Annotated in this window: 15 protein-coding genes; 9 read left to right on the top strand and 6 right to left on the bottom strand. The window is 62.6% G+C overall.

All coding sequences use genetic code 11. The features are described 5' to 3' along the window. Positions 1-61 precede the first annotated feature (61 nt). Positions 62-1345 (bottom strand): phosphoribosylamine--glycine ligase, encoded by a 1284-nt coding sequence (gene purD, locus BV911_RS01680; protein ID WP_086051836.1) that lies wholly within the window; start codon positions 1343-1345, stop codon positions 62-64. Between the two features lie 69 nt (positions 1346-1414). Here purD and xseA point away from each other — a divergent pair, with 69 nt between their 5' ends. Further along, positions 1415-3103: an exodeoxyribonuclease VII large subunit gene (gene xseA, locus BV911_RS01675; protein WP_086051835.1), complete on the top strand. Its 1689-nt coding sequence runs from the start codon at positions 1415-1417 to the stop codon at positions 3101-3103. Between the two features lie 2 nt (positions 3104-3105). Here xseA and BV911_RS01670 read toward each other — a convergent pair whose 3' ends face one another. Further along, the gene (locus BV911_RS01670; RefSeq protein ID WP_086052016.1) at positions 3106-3462 is read right to left on the bottom strand and encodes a hypothetical protein; all 357 of its coding nucleotides are present in this window, start codon (positions 3460-3462) and stop codon (positions 3106-3108) included. A gap of 197 nt (positions 3463-3659) precedes the next feature. Between BV911_RS01670 and BV911_RS01665 the strand changes: the two genes are divergently transcribed. After that, entirely contained in the window at positions 3660-5345 is a 1686-nt protein-coding gene (locus tag BV911_RS01665) for an NAD(P)H-dependent oxidoreductase subunit E (protein ID WP_086051834.1), read from the top strand. Positions 5346-5426: 81 nt separating this feature from the next. Further along, positions 5427-6647 carry a signal recognition particle-docking protein FtsY gene (gene ftsY / locus BV911_RS01660; protein WP_086051833.1) on the top strand — a complete coding sequence of 407 codons (1221 nt, stop codon included), beginning with the start codon at positions 5427-5429 and terminating at the stop codon, positions 6645-6647. 4 nt (positions 6648-6651) lie between these two features. Here ftsY and BV911_RS01655 read toward each other — a convergent pair whose 3' ends face one another. Beyond that, positions 6652-7149: an MgtC/SapB family protein gene (locus BV911_RS01655; RefSeq protein ID WP_086051832.1), complete on the bottom strand. Its 498-nt coding sequence runs from the start codon at positions 7147-7149 to the stop codon at positions 6652-6654. A 57-nt stretch (positions 7150-7206) separates the two neighbouring features. On the opposite strand from BV911_RS01655, the gene BV911_RS01650 reads away from it, so the two are divergent. Together BV911_RS01650 and BV911_RS01645 are read left to right on the top strand one after the other, a co-directional pair. Beyond that, positions 7207-8109 (top strand): EamA family transporter, encoded by a 903-nt coding sequence (locus BV911_RS01650; protein ID WP_086051831.1) that lies wholly within the window; start codon positions 7207-7209, stop codon positions 8107-8109. Positions 8110-8173: 64 nt separating this feature from the next. After that, complete coding sequence (locus BV911_RS01645) at positions 8174-8785, top strand: inner membrane-spanning protein YciB (protein WP_086051830.1); 612 nt, start codon at positions 8174-8176, stop codon at positions 8783-8785. A 15-nt stretch (positions 8786-8800) separates the two neighbouring features. On the opposite strand, the gene BV911_RS01640 is transcribed toward BV911_RS01645, so the two are convergent. Beyond that, a complete protein-coding gene (locus BV911_RS01640; RefSeq protein ID WP_086051829.1) occupies positions 8801-9742 on the bottom strand; it encodes an alpha/beta hydrolase in 942 nt (313 codons plus the stop codon). 259 nt (positions 9743-10001) lie between these two features. Between BV911_RS01640 and metZ the strand changes: the two genes are divergently transcribed. Both metZ and folE2 read left to right on the top strand, forming a co-directional pair. Beyond that, positions 10002-11180, top strand: a complete 1179-nt coding sequence (gene metZ, locus BV911_RS01635) for an O-succinylhomoserine sulfhydrylase (RefSeq protein ID WP_086051828.1) — start codon at positions 10002-10004, stop codon at positions 11178-11180. A gap of 92 nt (positions 11181-11272) precedes the next feature. Further along, a complete protein-coding gene (gene folE2 / locus BV911_RS01630; RefSeq protein WP_086051827.1) occupies positions 11273-12373 on the top strand; it encodes a GTP cyclohydrolase FolE2 in 1101 nt (366 codons plus the stop codon). 14 nt (positions 12374-12387) lie between these two features. Here folE2 and BV911_RS01625 read toward each other — a convergent pair whose 3' ends face one another. Beyond that, entirely contained in the window at positions 12388-13440 is a 1053-nt protein-coding gene (locus tag BV911_RS01625) for a putative zinc-binding metallopeptidase (RefSeq protein WP_086051826.1), read from the bottom strand. Between the two features lie 205 nt (positions 13441-13645). On the opposite strand from BV911_RS01625, the gene BV911_RS01615 reads away from it, so the two are divergent. Beyond that, entirely contained in the window at positions 13646-15091 is a 1446-nt protein-coding gene (locus BV911_RS01615) for a TrkH family potassium uptake protein (RefSeq protein ID WP_086051824.1), read from the top strand. Between the two features lie 27 nt (positions 15092-15118). Here BV911_RS01615 and BV911_RS01610 read toward each other — a convergent pair whose 3' ends face one another. Continuing rightward, positions 15119-16879 (bottom strand): serine protease, encoded by a 1761-nt coding sequence (locus BV911_RS01610; protein ID WP_205963782.1) that lies wholly within the window; start codon positions 16877-16879, stop codon positions 15119-15121. Between the two features lie 138 nt (positions 16880-17017). Here BV911_RS01610 and BV911_RS01605 point away from each other — a divergent pair, with 138 nt between their 5' ends. Next, a complete protein-coding gene (locus BV911_RS01605) occupies positions 17018-17950 on the top strand; it encodes a glycine--tRNA ligase subunit alpha (RefSeq protein ID WP_086051822.1) in 933 nt (310 codons plus the stop codon). Positions 17951-17976 lie beyond the last annotated feature (26 nt).

The following is a 17976-nucleotide window of genomic DNA, read 5'->3' as shown; positions in this document are numbered from 1 at the left end:
GGTCGAATACGCTTATATCAGCGTCTGTCGGCAATCCATTTTTATCGACCGGACCACAGTGTCAGTTGGACGCGGTGTCCGGGGCCAAGGCGCGCCAGCCAATATCGCGGCGGAAGACGCCTTCGGGCCAGTCAATGCTATCCACCAATCGATAGGCCCGATCCCGGGCCTCGCGCAGGGTCGTCCCGCGGGCGGTGACGTTCAGCACGCGTCCGCCATTGGCGACGATCTGGCCGTCTGCCTGCGCGGTGCCAGCATGAAAGGTCATCTGGTGGCTGTCTTCGGTCAAGCCGTCCAACCCGCGGATCACGCTGCCCTTGGTATAGTCCCCGGGATAGCCCGCGCTTGCCATAACGACCGAGATGGCATGATCATCGGCCCAATGGACCTGCATATCGGCCAAACGCCCTTCGGCGCAGGCATGCATCAGGTCCAGCGATTGCGCCCCAAGCCGCAGCATCAGCGCCTGACATTCAGGATCGCCAAAGCGCACATTGTATTCGACCAGACGGGGAATGCCGTTTTCGATCATCAGCCCGGCATAGAGCACCCCTTGATAGGGGGTGCCGCGTGCCACCATTTCCGCCAAAGTCGGGCGGATGATGGTGTCCATCGCCAGTTCGGCAAGGGCATCGGTCAGGATCGGGGCCGGGGAATACGCGCCCATGCCGCCGGTATTGGGTCCGGTGTCGCCCTCGCCGATCCGCTTGTGATCCTGCGCGGTGCCCACGGGCAGGGCGGTGACCCCGTCGCAAAGCACGAAAAAGCTGGCCTCTTCGCCGGACATAAATTCTTCGATCACCACTTCGGCCCCGGCGCCGCCAAAGGCGCCGCCGAACATGTCATCCACGGCGGCCAGCGCTTCGTCCTCGGTCATGGCGACGATGACGCCCTTGCCTGCGGCCAGACCATCGGCCTTGATGACAATCGGCGCGCCCTGTTCCCGGATATAGGCGCGGGCCGGGTCAAGTTCGGTAAAGCGGGCCCATGCGGCGGTGGGTGCGCCTGCGGCATCGCAAATCTGCTTGGTGAAGGATTTCGAGGATTCCAGATGCGCCGCATCCGCTGACGGGCCAAAGCACAACACGCCCGCAGCGCGCAGATCATCGGCGACCCCCGCAGCCAGCGGCGCTTCGGGGCCGACGATGACAAAATCGATGGCGTTATCGACGGCGAATTGCGCCACGGCGGTGCCATCTTCGATGTCGAGGGCCGCGCATTCAGCAATCGCAGCGATCCCGGCATTGCCCGGCGCGACGATCAACCGATCGCATTTTGGGTTCTGCATCACGGCCCAAGCCAGACTATGTTCGCGACCACCGCCGCCCAAGATCATGATGTTCATTGCCCAACTCCTTGGCCTTCCCGCGTCCGCGTTCTAGGATGGCCGCAGCACAATCGCAAGCGAGCACCGATGTCCGACCTGTTCGAAGACCCATTCGATGACGCCGCCCCCGGCGACAATGCCCCAGAATTCACCGTTTCCGAGATTTCCGGAGCGGTCAAGAAAACCATTGAAGGCGGATTCGCGCGGGTTCGGGTCCGGGGCGAGATGGGGCGGGTGTCGCGGCCGCGCTCTGGCCATATCTATCTCGACCTCAAGGATGACCGCTCGGTGTTGGCCGGGGTGATCTGGAAGGGCAACGCCGGAAAGTTGACGGTGCAGCCCGAAGAAGGGCTGGAGGTCATCGCCACGGGGCGTCTGACCACCTTCCCGGGCCAGTCCAAGTATCAGATGGTGATCGACAGCATCGCCCCTGCCGGGGTCGGTGCCCTGATGGCGATGCTGGACAAGCGCAAGAAGATGCTGGAGGCCGAGGGCCTGTTCGCGCCCGAACGCAAGCGCCCGCTGCCGTATCTGCCTGAGGTGATCGGGGTGATCACCTCGCCGTCGGGGGCGGTGATCCGGGATATTTTGCACCGGTTGCGCGACCGCTTTCCCCGCCGGGTGCTGATCTGGCCGGTGGCCGTGCAGGGCGAGCGTTGTGCGCCCGAGGTGACCCGCGCGATCCAAGGCTTCAATGCGATGACGCCGGGCGGCGCACTGCCACGGCCTGACCTGCTGATCGTGGCGCGCGGTGGCGGCTCAATCGAAGATCTGTGGGGCTTTAACGAAGAAAGTGTCGCCCGGGCCGCTGCGGCCTCTGAGATCCCGTTGATTTCGGCGGTGGGACACGAAACCGACACGACCCTGATTGACTATGTGGCCGACCGGCGTGCGCCGACCCCCACGGCTGCGGCAGAACTGGCCGTGCCGGTTCGGGCGGATTTGCTGGCATGGACTGCCGAGCAGGGATCGCGCCTGACCGGCACTTTGGTGCGCGGCATGTCGATCCGGCGGCAGCAGTTGCGCGATCTGGCGCGGGTGTTGCCCCGGCCTGAGGAATTGACCCGTCCCGCCAGTCAGCGGTTGGATATGCTGTCCGACCGCTTGCCGCGGGCGCTGCGTGGCCGGATCGATCAGGGGCAAGTCCGGCTGGGCAAGGCGGCGGGGGCGCTGCGCCCGTCGGTTCTGACCAGCCGCCTTCGGACCGAGCGGCAGCGTCTGGCCCAACTGGACAAGGACCTGACCGCCGCAATGGCCGAGATCACCCGTGCGCGGTCCCGGGCCCTGTCTGAACGCGCGGCACGGCTGTCGCCGGGGATGACCCGGCAGGTGTCGCGGCATCGGCTGGCCCTGACGCAAACCGGGGCGGGCTTAAGCTTGCGCCCGGTGCGCCGCGCCCTGACCCGGGCACCGCAAGACGTGACGGCCTTGTTCGATCGGGCGCGTTTGAGCCATGCCACCGGGCTGGAGCGGCGGCGTCAGCGCTTTGATGGGGTGGTCCGGCTGTTGGCTAGTCTGAACTACAAGGCGACGCTGGCCCGTGGCTATGCCGTGGTGCGCGCCGGCCCGCGGGTGCTGACATCGGCGGCCAGCGCGGCGACAGAGCAGCGGCTGGAACTGGAATTCCACGATGGTCCGTTGGTGGTGATGGTTGGGGATCAGGGGACTGCCCCCTCGACAGGTGCGGCACCAAAACCCGCGCCCGCTGCCCGAAGCCGGACAAAGAAACAGCCCCCGCCGATCCAAACCTCGTTGTTCGACGACGAGGGCGGCTGAGGTCAGCTGCCGACCAAAGGCCCGGCGCAGCGCAGGGGTTCCGCGCTTTGTCGGGTCTCGTACAAGGTGGTGCCGGGGCCGTCTTGGTCAAAGAATTGCGCGGTCAGCCCGGCGCCGTTGCGAAAGAACAGCCAGCATTGCGGGGCCGTCCAGGTCGTGTCCTCATAAACAAAGCAGATCGCTGGACCGTCAGGATACCAGCGGCCATCGATACATTGATCGTCAAGAAACGACCATTGGACCCTGCGATCCGACAAATAGGCCTCAATGCCGTAATTCACGCCATCTTGGGCGAAATAAAGGGTTTTCCCGGCGGTATAGGCGTCAAATTCCTTGGCCGTCATTGGGGATTGGCCCATTGCGGTGCCTGCACAGACGGCCCATAGCGTGCTCGCCCAAAGCGAATGTGTGACATAGCCCATGCAGCCCTCGATCTCGGTTGGCGTGCTGTTCGATCCTCTCTCTAGTCTGGCCGCTCTGCGCGGGTTAGGAAAGGTTAAAGCGACAGAAACGCAGTCGGCGCGGGGCTGATGGTGTTTGAGGGGGGCAGGAAGACATGGCGGCAGATCAGAATGCGGGCGTCTGGAAACCGGGGCGCGGCAAGGGCCGTTCGGGTCCCAAGGGGCGGCAACTGGATGACACCGCTCTGGCCGATGTTCGCGCCTTGCTAGGGGACCGTCCGCGTCGCCGCGACCTGCTGATTGAGTATCTGCATCTGATCCAAGACGCCTATGGCCACCTCTCGGCGGCGCATATGCGGGCATTGGCCGAAGAGATGCGCCTTGCCATGGCCGAGATCTGGGAGGTGGCCAGCTTTTATGCGCATTTCGATCTGGTGACCGAGGGCGGGGCGCCGCCGCCCCCTCTCACCATCCGGGTGTGCGATAGCTTGTCTTGTACCTTGGCGGGGGCGCAGACGCTTATGGCGTCGTTGCGTGACGGGCTGGACCCGGCGCAGGTTCGGGTGCTGCGCGCGCCCTGTATGGGCCGGTGCGACACGGCCCCCGCGCTGGAACTGGGTCACAACCATCTGGATCACGCCACGTCCGAGGCAGTTCAGGCCGCCATTTCTGCGGGGCAGACTCATCCTCGCATCCCAGACTATGCGCCGCTGACCATTTATCGGGCGGCGGGCGGGTATGAGACCTTGATCGCCCTGCGGGCAGGTGGGGACCCCGACGCGGTGCAAGACCGGATCCTTGCCGCCGGGCTGCGGGGGCTGGGCGGCGCCGGGTTCCCATCGGGCAAGAAGTGGTCCTTTGTGCGGGCCGCTGCCGCGCCGCGGTATCTGGCGGTGAATGGCGACGAGGGCGAACCGGGAACCTTCAAGGACCGCTATCATCTAGAGCGCGAGCCGCATCTTTGCTTGGAAGGGATGCTGATTGCCGCGTGGGCCATCGCGGCGGACACCGTGTTTATTTACATGCGGGATGAATACCCGGCGGTGCTGGAAATCCTGCGGCGGGAAATTGCTGCGCTGGAACAGGCGGGCCTGATTGCGCCGGGCTACCTTCAGCTACGGCGGGGGGCGGGTGCGTATATCTGCGGCGAGGAAAGCGCCATGATCGAAAGCCTCGAAGGCAAACGCGGTCTGCCGCGTCACCGTCCGCCCTATGTGGCTGAGGTCGGGCTGTTCGGGCGGCCGACCTTGGTCCACAATATCGAAACCCTGCATTGGGTGGCGCGGATCTGTCGCGAGGGCCCTGAAATCCTGTCCGGCGTCGCCAAGAACGGGCGCATTGGCTTGCGCAACTATTCGGTGTCAGGACGGGTCGCGCGGCCGGGTGTTTACCTGCTGCCTGCGGGATCGACGATCACCGATGTGATCGCGGCTGCAGGCGGTATGGCCGAGGGCCATGTGTTCAAAGCCTATCAGCCGGGGGGGCCGTCGGCTGGGCTGCTGCCCGCGGCATTGGCGGATGTGCCGTTGGATTTCGATACGTTGCAACCGCATGATACCTTTATCGGATCGGCGGCCATCGTGGTGTTGTCGGATCAGGACAGTGCGCGGGGCGCGGCCCTGACCATGCTACAGTTTTTTGCGGATGAAAGTTGCGGCCAATGCACCCCCTGCCGGGCGGGGTGTGAGAAGGCAGTACAACTGATGCAGCAGCCGCAATGGGATCAGGCGTTGTTGGGCGAGCTGTGCGCGGTCATGGCTGATGCGTCGATCTGCGGGTTGGGTCAGGCGGCGCCGAACCCGATCCGTCTGGTGATGCGGCATTTCCCGGACGAGGTCTGACACCGCTCTGTCCGCGCAGGGTCTTCCATCCTGTTGATGAGCGGCGTAGGGAAAGAGCGCGGAAAGTCACGAGGCCCAGCCATGTCGTTTTTCAAGAAACTCAAGGATCGTTTGACCCGGTCGTCATCGAAGATCGAGGACGGGCTCAGTTCCATCGTCAGTTCGGGTGCCGATGAGGCCCCCGATGACCATGATCTGCCAGACACGCAAACTGGCGCGCCTGAGGTTGCACCTGCGCCTGCGCCTGTGCCGGTTGCGCCGCCTGCTGTAACGCCCCCGTCTGCTACGCCCGCGCCTTCGGCGCCGGTGTTGGACCCTGTTCCGACCGCGCCTGCGCCAGAACCTACTCTCGCGCCCATTCCTATCCCCGCTGCGCCAATGCCAGACGCCGCCGCGCCCGCACCGCGGGCCGGGCTGTTGGGGCGGTTGACCGGTCGTCAGGATCGCAGCGGCGAAGCGCGCCGGGCGCTGGATGACGAGATGCTGGAACAGATCGAGGATCTGCTGATCGGTGCCGATATGGGCGTGGACACCGCCTTGCGTGTGACCTCGGCCATGGCGCAGGGGCGTATGGGGCAACGGCTGTCCGCAACAGAACTGCGCAATCTGATGGCCAAAGAAATCGCCACGATCATGGAGACCGTCGCCCGCCCGCTGCCGATCTACAACAAGCGCCCGCAGGTGGTGCTGGTGGTTGGGGTGAACGGCTCGGGCAAGACCACCACCATTGGCAAGCTGGCATCACAGTTCCGCGCCGCTGGGAAGTCGGTGGTGATTGCGGCGGGCGACACCTTCCGCGCCGCGGCTGTCGAGCAATTACAGGTCTGGGGTGACCGGGCCGGGGTGCCGGTGATGACCGCGCCGGAAGGGTCTGATCCGGCCTCACTGGCGTTTGATGCCATGGTCCGGGCCGAAGCTGATGGGGCTGATCTGCTGCTGATCGATACGGCAGGCCGGTTGCAGAACCGTGCCGACCTGATGGAAGAACTGGCCAAGATCGTCCGGGTGATCCGTAAGAAAGACCCTGATGCGCCGCACAATACCCTGCTGGTGTTGGATGCGACCACGGGCCAGAATGCCTTGCGACAGGTCGAAATTTTCCAGAAGCTGGCGCAGGTGTCGGGGTTGGTGATGACCAAGCTGGACGGCACGGCCAAGGGCGGGGTTCTGGTGGCGCTGGCTGATAAGTTCGGTCTGCCGATCCATGCCATCGGGGTGGGCGAGCAGATCGATGATCTGGCACCGTTCGATCCCGAGGAATTTGCCGCCGCCCTGACCGGGACCAATGGCAACGATGGGTGATCTGTCAGTCGTTGGAGGGGTCGTCGAACGACATGGCACCAAGAACGGACAGGATGATCACGCACAGCACCGTGGCCAGCGCAGCCAGTCCAAGGCTGCCGACGCCGCAGGCCAGACCGATGGCGCCTGCCATCCACATCCCGGCACCGGTGGTCAATCCTTTGATCTTGCCGCCTGACGTAATGATCGACCCGGCGGCGAGGAACGCGACGCCTGCGGTCACGGCTTCGATCAAACGGAGTGGGTCGAGGCGCAGGTCGGTTTCGGTCTCAATGCCGAAGTTCATCAAATCAATGGCGATTAGCGCGAACAGACAGGCGGCGACAGACACCAACATATGGGTGCGCAACCCCGCAGGTTTGGTGCGCACTTCGCGGTCAATGCCGATAACGCCGCCAAGGATCAGCGCTGCGATCAACCGCAGACTGGCGGTCCCGAGGCCGACCACTTGGAATGGATTGCGCAGATCGGGGGGCAGGTTGGCGAGGGCGGCTTCAAACATTCACGCATTTCCAGACAAGGCCAGAGGCAACGTCTCATCCTCTGACTTGGTTCCAGCATGAGCGCGTGGCTGATCTCGTTAGAGGGAACCGCCGAGGGCACCCATCTGGCGATGATCCTCGCCCTGTCGGCGGCGTTCCTGCATGCGGTTTTCGGGGCGTTGCAAAAAGGCCGGCATGATCCGTGGCTGACCCGGGGCGCGATTGATGCCTCGTACGCGCTGATCGCCCTGCCGCTTGCGCTGTTTGTGGTGCCGTGGCCCGAACCGCATATGTGGCCGATCTTGGCCGGGGCATTTGTGATCCATGTGGCTTATAAGGTGCTGCAGGCGATGGCCTATCAGCGCGGGGCCTATACCGTGGTCTATCCGGTGGTGCGTGGCACCGGGCCACTGGTGGCGGTGATTGGGGCGTCGCTGTTTTTCGGCGAGCATTTTTCGGCGGTGCAGTGGTTTGGCGTGGCGGTGTTGCTATCGGGCATTTTCGGGCTGGCCGCCTATAATCTGGTTCACGTCACCCTCGAGCGCGAGACGCTGGTGCCGGCCTTGTTGCTGGCCGTTGCATCGGGTCTGTTTGTGGGGCTGTACACGGCCTATGACGCCTTTGGCATCCGGGCCACTGCCGATCCCTTCACGTTTCTGGCGTGGTTTTTTCTGATCGACGGCCTGTTCATGCCGGTGATCGCGGTGATCCATTGGCGGCGATTGGATGTGCGCCCGGCGTTGCCACCCTTGGCCCTGCGCGGGGTCATTGGCGCCTTGGTCGCCTTCGGCAGCTTCGGCGCGGTGATGCTGGCCACACGGTTGGGCACTGTCGGTGAAGCGGCGGTGCTGCGTGAGACGTCGACCGTATTTGCGGCCTTGATCGGCTGGCTGGTGTTGAAGGACACCGTCGGACCGCGCCGGATCGCCCTGATGGTGCTGATTGCGCTGGGCGCGGTGATCGTTCAGGCTGGCGGCTGAAACCTCGCTGGTATTTCGGCCGCTCAGCCATTACATCCACCCGGACACCGTCAAGAGGATGCCCATGACCGCGCGCACTGTGAACCCGATCGTCAAGATCGCCCTAGAGTTCGGCCCGATCGTCGCCTTCTTTATCGGATACACCCGGCTGAAGGATCAGATCTTCACCATCGGCGGCACCGAATATTCCGGTTTCATCGTGGTGACCGCGATCTTCATACCGGTGCTTTTGGCCTCTATCGGGGCGCTTTGGGCGCTGACGGGCACGCTGTCAAAAATGCAGGTGGTGACGGCGGTCTTGGTGGTGGTGTTTGGCGGCATGTCGATTGCCTTCAACGACGAGCGCTTCTTCAAGATCAAGGTTAGCATTATCTATGCGCTGTTCGCGATTGTGCTGGGTTTTGGCCTACTGCGCGGGAAAAGCTATCTGAAATACGTCATGGAAGAGGTCCTGCCAATGCAGGAGGAAGGGTGGATGATCCTGACCAAACGGGTCGCCCTGTTCTTCGCCGGGTTGACGATTGCCAATGAGGTGGTCTGGCGCAGCATGAGCACCGAGACATGGGTCACGTTCAAGACCTTCGGCTTGCCGGTGGCGACAGTGGTGTTCTTTGCCATGCAAAGTCGGCTGTTCAACAAATTCGGCATCGAAGACGTCAAGGATGACGCGGCTTAACGCGTATCGGGCCGGTTAAGTCGCGCCTTCGACAAGGCCGGCTGCTGCGGCTGGGCGGGGCAGGGCAAACAGGCGCGACCAGCGGGGCGCGATCCTGTGACTTGCTTCGATACGCATCCGTGACAGCGGCGTTTCGGTCGGACGGATCAGCATGTCCCTGTAGAGATCGAATGTGCCGGGTCGCAAATACAGGCTCCAGTGGCAAACCCGGCGATCTGGTGGCGGGACGCTATAGCCGAGCGAGGCAAGCCGCGATAAGGTGATGGAGTTGTCCAAGGGCAGGTCCAGCCAGCGCGGCCCAGCCTTGGGCAACCCGTTGCCAAGCGTCTTCAGCGGCATCGTTCCCAAGGCGCGTTCTAACAGGAAATCGAACAGGTCGTTCTCGCGGCTGGTGACATTCACGACTTCGACTTTGCGGCCAGCGGGGCTGTCCAGCGCATGACGGCAGGCCGACTGCACTTCGGCGGCGGCCAGCATAACAATACGATCAATCGCAGTGTCCGCCGACAACACCGGCAAGGCCTGCAGGGCCACCCGCGCCCCAAGCGAATGGGTGAGCACGGTGATCGGGCCAGAATGGCTGCGCCGCAGCACGCCGATCAAACCGGCCAATGCCCGTCCAGTGCGCTCGGCTGCGCCGTAAGCCCGCCAAATCGACCCGAGTGACGGCCAGCCTAACGAAATTGCCAGACCGGGGGCTGCATTTGGACCGGTCAAGCCCAATGCCGTTGGCCAGGACAGCGCTTTCCAACAGTCAATCGTCGGTGTGGCCGACAGGATGTGTTCGTGTGGGTCGTCGGACGGGACCGAGGGTGAGAAGCGGAAGCCATGGATTAGGATCACGATCGGCGCGCCCTTCGGCAAGTCAGTCAGTGACACCTGCAGGGCTGGGATCAAAGCCCCGCCTGCGCGTGGAATAATCCCGTCATCGGTCACGTTCAGGGCCAGAAGCGCCATGCCGAACTCCGCTCTGTTGTCTCGTGGGTTTGATGCACGATGATTGCGAAGCTTGGGTAAAACTGAGGTTACACCACCGTGACGGTGCTTGACCGCAACAGTGTGGTGCTCTAGGCGCTGGGCACTCTTTTTCCCGCGGCCATTCGGGCCCCGTCCCGGTCGCGCCCTTTTCCGCCATGACCAGAGGCCCCTGATGCCCGACGATACCCGTTCTACCCCCGCCCGTTCCCCGTCGTCGTCCGCCCCGTCGAAAGAGGCGATGCAGGACTGGAATACCCGGACCAAAATGGTTCACGCCGGAACGCGTCGCAGTCAGTATGGCGAGGTGTCCGAGGCGATTTTCCTGACGCAGGGCTTCGTCTATGACACGGCCGAACAGGCGCAGGATCGGTTCATCCAGACCGGCGATGATGAGTTTATCTATGCCCGGTATGGCAACCCCACCGTGCGCATGTTCGAAGAACGGATTGCGGCGCTGGAAGGGGCGGAAGACGCCTTTGCCACCGCCTCCGGCATGGCAGCGGTCAGCGGCGCGCTGATTTCGATGCTGAAAGCGGGCGATCATGTGGTGTCGTCCCGGGCGCTGTTCGGATCGTGCCTGTACATCCTTGAGGAAATCCTGACGCGCTTTGGGGTCGAGGTGACGTATGTCGACGGCCTTGACCTTGACGCATGGGCCGCAGCAATCCGTCCCGATACCAAAGCGATTTTCCTTGAAGGCATCTCGAACCCGACGCTGGAAGTGATCGACCTGCGCGCGGTGTCGGAACTGGCCCATGCCGTTGGCGCGCTGGTGCTGGTCGACAACGTCTTCGCCACCCCGATCTTCCAACGCAGCCTCGATCTGGGCGCGGATGTGGTAATCTACTCGGCCACGAAGCATATCGACGGGCAGGGCCGGGTGTTGGGCGGGGTCATTCTTGGCACAAAAGACTTTATCCGCAAGACGGTCGAGCCCTATCTGAAACATACCGGCGGCTCCATGAGCCCGTTCAGTGCATGGGTCTTGCTGAAAGGCATGGAAACCCTTGATCTGCGTTGCAGGGCCCAAGCCGCGACCGCGCTGGACGTCGCCACGGCGTTGGACGGTCACCCGAAATTGGCGCGCGTGATCTACCCGGGGTTGGAAAGCCATCCGCAGCACGCGCTGGCGATGACCCAGATGGACTGCGGGGGCACTATGTTGTCGATTGACGTGTCAGGCGGCAAAGAAGCGGCGTTCTCGGTGCTGAATGCATTGAAGATATGCACGATTTCCAACAACCTTGGGGATGCAAAAAGCATTGTGACCCACCCCGCCACGACCACCCACCAGCGGCTGTCCGAGGCGCAGCGCGAGACGCTGGGGATTACGCCGGGGATGATCCGGATCAGTTGCGGGTTGGAAGACAGCCGCGATCTGATTGCGGATTTCATTGCCGCCCTCGACACGATCTGACACCATGACCTGCGCGGAACTTCCGCGCGGGTGTGGACAACCGACCTGCAAAGTACATCTGTTGCCTGTGCGCTGCGTGAAGGGAGATCGCCATGACTGTCCATTCGTCCAAGATCGACCGGCTACCAACCTGCGATGAGGCGGCGCAGGCACTGGCCCTTCTGCAACGCTGGGCCGGTGCGGTGTCTGCCGCAGATGCGGCGGCATTGGCCCCTGATCTTGCACGGGTGTTGGCGGCGCAAACCGGGGCGACCTATCCCGAGTTGACCCGAGAATATCCCGATGGGTTTCAGGTCTCGCCCGAGTATATGAACAGCCTGCCGGACCTTCAGAATGGTCCATCCAGCCTGATCCGGGGTGCCCACCAGCCTATCCAGCATGTGGGAATATCGAATTTTCGTCTGCCCGTACGGTATCGCACCCGTGGCAAGGGCGATCTGACGCTGGAAACCAGCGTCACCGGCACGGTCAGTTTGGACGCCGAGAAAAAGGGCATCAACATGTCCCGGATCATGCGCAGTTTTTACCGGCACGCCGACGAGACATTCAGTTTCGACCTGATGCGCCGGGCGATTGACGCCTATAAGGCCGATTTGGACAGTTTCGACGCCCGGATTCAGATGCGGCTGTCGTTTCCGATGCGGACCGAAAGCCTGCGCTCGGGTCTGACCGGATATCAGTACTATGATCTGACGCTGGAACTGGTGGAGCAGGGCGGGGTGGCGCAGCAAATCCTGCATCTGGACTATGTATATTCTTCGACCTGTCCGTGTTCGCTGGAATTGTCCGAGCATGCGCGCCGCACGCGCGGCCAACTGGCGACGCCGCATTCGCAACGCTCAATCGCACGGATTTCGGTCGAAATATTGGGCGGGGCGTGCCTGTGGTTCGAGGACGTGATCGACATGTGCCGCGCCGCAGTGCCCACCGAAACCCAAGTCATGGTGAAACGCGAGGACGAACAGGCCTTTGCTGAACTGAACGCCGCGAACCCGATCTTCGTTGAAGACGCGGTGCGGTTGTTTTGCGCCGGGCTGCAAGGTGATCCGCGGATCGGCGATTTCCGCATCGTCGCCAGCCATCAGGAAAGCCTGCACAGTCATGATGCGGTCAGCGTTCTGGCCCACGGTCCGACCTTTGCCTCTGGCAGTCTGGAACCGCGCCTGTTCAGTAGCCTCTATCTTACAGGCTGACCCAAGGCGGCGGGTCAGTCCACCTGACGCGCGTCGGCCATGCTTTGGGCTTTGCCGATCAGGTCATGAATGAAAGCCAGCTTTTTGTTCACTGGTTTGGACAACACAAACGGGTACATTTCCGGCTGGCCAATGCTGCGATTGAGGCAATTCAGAGCAACGGTCAGCGGCACCCAATCCTCGAGCAAATCATCCATCGACCCGCCGACATAGGGGTTGATCTCGACCTTGATATTCTCACCGGGCAAGGTCCGCAGCGACATCCCGAAGGCATGGGCCGTCTCCGAAGCATCGACAATATGGATGTAATGTGCCCAAGTTTCGGCGAAATCCTCCCAGGGATGCGAGGCCGCGTAGGAGCTGATAAAGCTGTTTTGCCAATCCGGCACCGGGCCGTTTGCATAATGGGCCTTCAGTGCGTCGCCGTAATCGGCCCGTTCGTCGCCAAAAATCTCACGGAACCCGTCGATGCGCCCACCGCGACGAACCAGAAGTTCCCAGTAGAAATGACCGACCTCGTGACGCATATGCCCGATCAGGGTGCGATAGGGTTCACCCAAGGCCTGTTTACGCGCGGCGCGGACACTGTCATCGCCCTCGGCCAGATTAAGGGTGATCAACCCGTCGGCATGTCCGGTCATGACCTGCTTGGCCTTGCCGTCTTTGCCGACCGTATCGGCAAGAAAGTCAAAGGCCAGCCCGGTTTTGGGGTCTTCTACCCGGGTTGGATGCGGAAGCCGCCATTTCAGGATCGAATAGAACAAATGCCGTTTTGCCTGTTCGATCTTGCGCCAACTGGGGTTGTTTTCCGGCAAGTCAAAGTCGGGAACGGTCCGATTATGGGCGCAAGCGGTGCAATAGGGCGTGTGCGCCGGGTCGACGAGCCAGTTGCACCCGGCCATGGCCCGGTTTTCGCAGACCTGCGCCTGAGCGGCCTGCGGATCCTTCGAGACGGCCTCAAAGAGTTCGCGCGCACTGTCATAGCCCAACCGCGTTCCGCAAGTCAGGCAGTGGGAATTGTCGAAATGGATCTCGGTCGCACATACCGGACAGGAAAAGCGTTTCATGGCGGAACATCTCTGGAAAAAGAACAATGGCGGATGTGGCCCGTGCCGATAGCGATGTCGGCGAGGCCCGTGTCCGCGTCTGCCAGAGGGTAAGCTTTGTGCGCATGCACCACAAGGGGCGCAGGCATGTCATGCGCGTCACGCGGACGGCTGTTGCCGACAGCCAAGCCTTGACAGGCTTAAGACACGCCGCCACTGCTTCCGAATGATCGATTTTCGCCCTGTTGGATATGTTGTTGGATTGCTGGTCGCCATTCTTGGCGGCACCATGTTGATCCCCATGATGGTCGATCTGGCCGTGGGCAATGACAACTGGTTTGCGATGCTGGAAAGCGCCGTGATCTGTATCACCCTCGGGATGGCGCTGGCCGGGGGCTGCCTGAATGGCGCGGGGGAAAAGCTGACCCTGCAACAGGTGTTTCTTCTGACCACGGCGGTCTGGCTGGCGCTGCCGACATTTGGCGCATTGCCCTTCGTGCTTGGGGCGCCGAATGCCCGGTTCGTCGATGCGTTTTTTGAGGCAATGTCAGGCTTTACCACCACCGGATCGACGGTGTTCGTCGGGCTGGAGGAACTGCCACACGGTACCTTGCTGTGGCGCGGGATGCTGCAATGGTTCGGCGGGGTCGGGATCATCGTCGTGGCCATGGTGTTCCTGCCGGAACTTGGGGTCGGGGGGATGCAGCTGTTCAAGTCCGAAGGGTTTGAAACCGATGGAAAAATCCTGCCTCGGGCGCGCCAGATCGCGTCGCAGGTGTCGGTGATCTATGTGGTGCTGACCGTGGCTTGCGGTCTGATCTACGCCCTTTTAGGAATGTCCGGGTTTGACGCCATCGTCCATTCCATGACCACAATTTCCACCGGCGGGATGGCGAATTACGATTCCTCCTTCGGCGGGTTTTCGGCCGGCGAGCATTATTGCGCCTCGATCTTTATGATTTTGTCGGCACTGCCCTTTGTTCGCTACGTCCAATTCATGTTCGGCTCGCCCCGGTCCTTGTGGCGGGACACGCAGGTCCGAACTTTTCTGATCATCGTTACGGTCATCACCTTGGCGATTACATTCTGGGAATGGCGCCGCGAAGGCTTTGACGAATTGCAGTTCCGCGAGGCGCTGTTCAACACCACCTCGATCATTACCGGGACCGGCTATTCTTCGGCGGACTATCAGTTGTGGGGGACCTTCCCGGTCGTCGTGCTGTTTCTGACCGGGCTGGTGGGCGGCTGCGCCGGATCGACGGCCTGTTCGGTCAAGGTGTTCCGTTATCAGATCCTGTTCGCATCGTTGAAAGCGCAGGTGCGCGGCATCCACTCGCCCAGCGGGATATTTGTGCCGCGCTATGACGGGCGGCCGATCCCGGATGCGGTGCTGTCATCGGTGATGTTCTTCTTCACCACCTTCATCTTGTCGCTGGGAGTGCTGTCGGTGCTTCTGGGCATGACCGGACTGGATTTTGCCACCTCGCTCAGCGGGGCGGCGACCGCCATGGCCAATATCGGCCCCGGTCTGGGCAAAGAGATCGGCCCTTCTGGCAATTTCGCCGGGTTGAACGACACCGCGAAATGGCTGCTTGCGATTGCGATGATGGTTGGACGGCTGGAATTGTTGGCCGTGTTGACCCTGCTGACGCCGCAATTTTGGCGGGTCTAGCAGGGCCAGCGTTAAGGGCGGCGCGGCTTAGCGCCAGCAGGCGACCTGCACCGTCATATCCCGGGCGATGTCATACAACGCCTCGGGCGAGCCGTCGCCCGCACCGGTGGCTTCGGTGATCTGACGCCCGGCCGTGCGCAAGAACGGCAGCACAGCGGCGGTGTTCAGGCTTAGGCGGACATCATCCGGCAGGACGCGGCTATCCCCTGATGCGGTGCCGGCCTTCAACAGCATCCCGACCACAGCGCCGGTGTCGGTCAGAACTGGCCCGCCCATATCTTCTGGGTCGGTCTTGACCGACAGGCGGCTGCGGCTGGGATCGCCGCCCAGATCGACGGCCTCCTCAAACTGTCCATAGGTCAGCGACGCAAAGTCCAGACGCCCGCCATAGGGAAAACCCGCCACGGCGACCTCAGCCCCTGTGAACGGCAGGGTGGGGGTGAACTGGGCGACACTCAGCGGCACCAACGGCGCGCTTGGGCGCAGCAGGCTGAGGCCGAGGGCCGGATCGTCTGCAACTTGGGTGAATGCAATGTCGTCGGGACCGGTCAGGCGGGCGCAACCGGTCGTCAGCGCCGCCGAGGTCAGCACATAGCCATCCCTATCGATGAAGAACCCGGCCCCGGACCGCAAGGGCCGGCGAATGTCGAGACCGGCAAGCTGATCGCGGCTGTTGGCGCGGTCCGGTCTGTCCTGCGGAGAAAGGACCGCGCCGCGCAGCGGCGTGAAACTGGCGCGCATCTGGGTGAGAACGCGGTCGCGCTGCGCCAGATCGTCCGCTGGCCATAGCAGAATGAAGCCTTTGACTTCACCGCCGCCGGTTTCGGCATAGGCATAGGATTGCCGCGTGGCATTGGACCCCATCAGGACGAAGCGATTGTCTTCCAGCTTGCGATAGCCGGTGATGGGGATGATCTCTAACGTCTGAAGCACGTCATAAAGACCGGCCAGCATGGCGCGGTCGCCCGGTTGCGAGATCAACATGACTTCCACCCCGCTGCCGTCGCGGGATGTGTAATGCACGAACGGCGCGTCATAGCGGTCAAAGCTGACGAGCCCTGTGGGCAGGTCCACCGAGATCCCGGCCTGTTCGTCGACCAGACGTTCAAGACCCAGTTCCGCCCGTTCGCTGGTGTGACGGTCCAGCAGCACGCTGCGCTGCTGACTGGTCAGAATGCCGGTGGTGGGATAGCCATTCTGACGCTGCCAATCGCCCATCGATTGGCGGGTGCCGGGGCCGAACAGCCCGTCGATGCTGCCGTCATAGACATTGAACCAGCGCAGGGCCCGTTGCAGATCGCGGCGGTCCTCATTGCTCAGGGCCTTTTCGCTGATGCCGGCTTGTTCCGTGGTCTCATCCGCCAAGACTCCTAAGGGCTGCTGGGTGGTGTTGGGCGTCGCGACCGCGGCAAAATTGGTCTGTGGTTGAACTGCCGCAGCCCCGTTGGGCGGCCAGACCTGCGACCGATAGGTGCCGCCATCGCTGATGAACGCGTCCGCAGGGATCGTTCCGGCCCGGGACAGATCCTGCAACATCCGCTCAGAAACGGTGCGGTCCTGTGGTCCCAGTGACAAAGCAAACCAGCCAGAGGGCAGGGCATAGCCGCGCACCGCGCCTAGGCGCTGTTCAAATTCGCTGGCTTGCGCTTCCATTTGGGTCAGGTTGGGTCGGGCCGCCAGTTGGACCCAAGTGGCCTCTTGGGCATGGGCGACCCCGCTATTGCCGATTCCCACGCAGGCAACCACACCGAGGCACGCCCAAAGCCTGTAAAACACCACACCCATCATCTGATCCCGCTTGCTCCCTGATATTCTGGTCCAAGTTACCAAACATCGCACCGGATGCATTCGCAATCGACGGGGGATGATTGACCCCAACCCGGCTGTTGCCTATTGAGAACGGGTTTTCCCGCATAAGGCCCGACCATGGCATCCGAACCGCTTCGCCCCCGCAGTTTTCAGGAAATCCTGTTGCGTCTCCAGTCCTACTGGGCGGCCCAAGGCTGCGCCGTGCTGCAACCCTATGACATGGAGGTCGGTGCTGGCACCTTCCATCCGGCCACCACCTTGCGGTCACTGGGGCCGAACCCGTGGGCTGCCGCTTATGTGCAGCCGTCGCGCCGTCCGACTGACGGGCGCTATGGCGAGAACCCGAACCGCTTGCAGCACTATTACCAGTTTCAGGTGGTGATCAAACCGTCGCCGCCGGAATTGCAAGAGCTCTATCTCGGCAGCCTTCGGGCCATCGGCATCGATATGGCCCTGCATGACATCCGCTTCGTCGAGGACGATTGGGAAAGCCCGACCCTTGGCGCATGGGGATTGGGCTGGGAAGTGTGGTGCGACGGCATGGAAGTGTCCCAGTTCACCTATTTCCAACAAGTTGGCGGCCACGATTGCGCCCCGGTGGCCGGTGAGCTGACCTATGGGTTGGAGCGTCTGGCCATGTATGTGCTGGGCGTCGATCACGTCATGGACATGCCGTTCAACGATCCCGCCGCGCCGATTGCGCTGACCTATGGCGATGTCTTCCGCCAGACCGAGCAGGAGTATTCCCGCTTCAACTTTGATCAGGCCGATACCGCAAAACTGCTGACGCATTTTGAGGATGCCGAGGCCGAATGCCGGGCCATTCTGGCCGCCCCTGCCGAGGATCCGAAGACCGGCCGTCACATCGTCATGGCGCATCCCGCCTATGATCAGTGCATCAAGGCCAGCCATCTGTTCAACCTGCTGGATGCACGCGGCGTGATCTCGGTGACGGAACGGCAAGCCTATATCGGGCGCGTGCGCACCTTGGCGAAGCTGTGCGCCGATGCGTTCGTGACCACCGAAGCCGGGGGCCGCGCGACCGCGTGACCCGCCGCCCAAGACTGCAGTGACCC

It is taken from the genome of Pseudoruegeria sp. SK021, from assembly GCF_002119405.1.
Taxonomy (GTDB): Bacteria; Pseudomonadota; Alphaproteobacteria; order Rhodobacterales; family Rhodobacteraceae; genus Meridianimarinicoccus.
The sequence above is the reverse complement of the archived record's forward strand: the minus strand, read 5'-3'. Positions and strand labels throughout refer to the sequence as shown.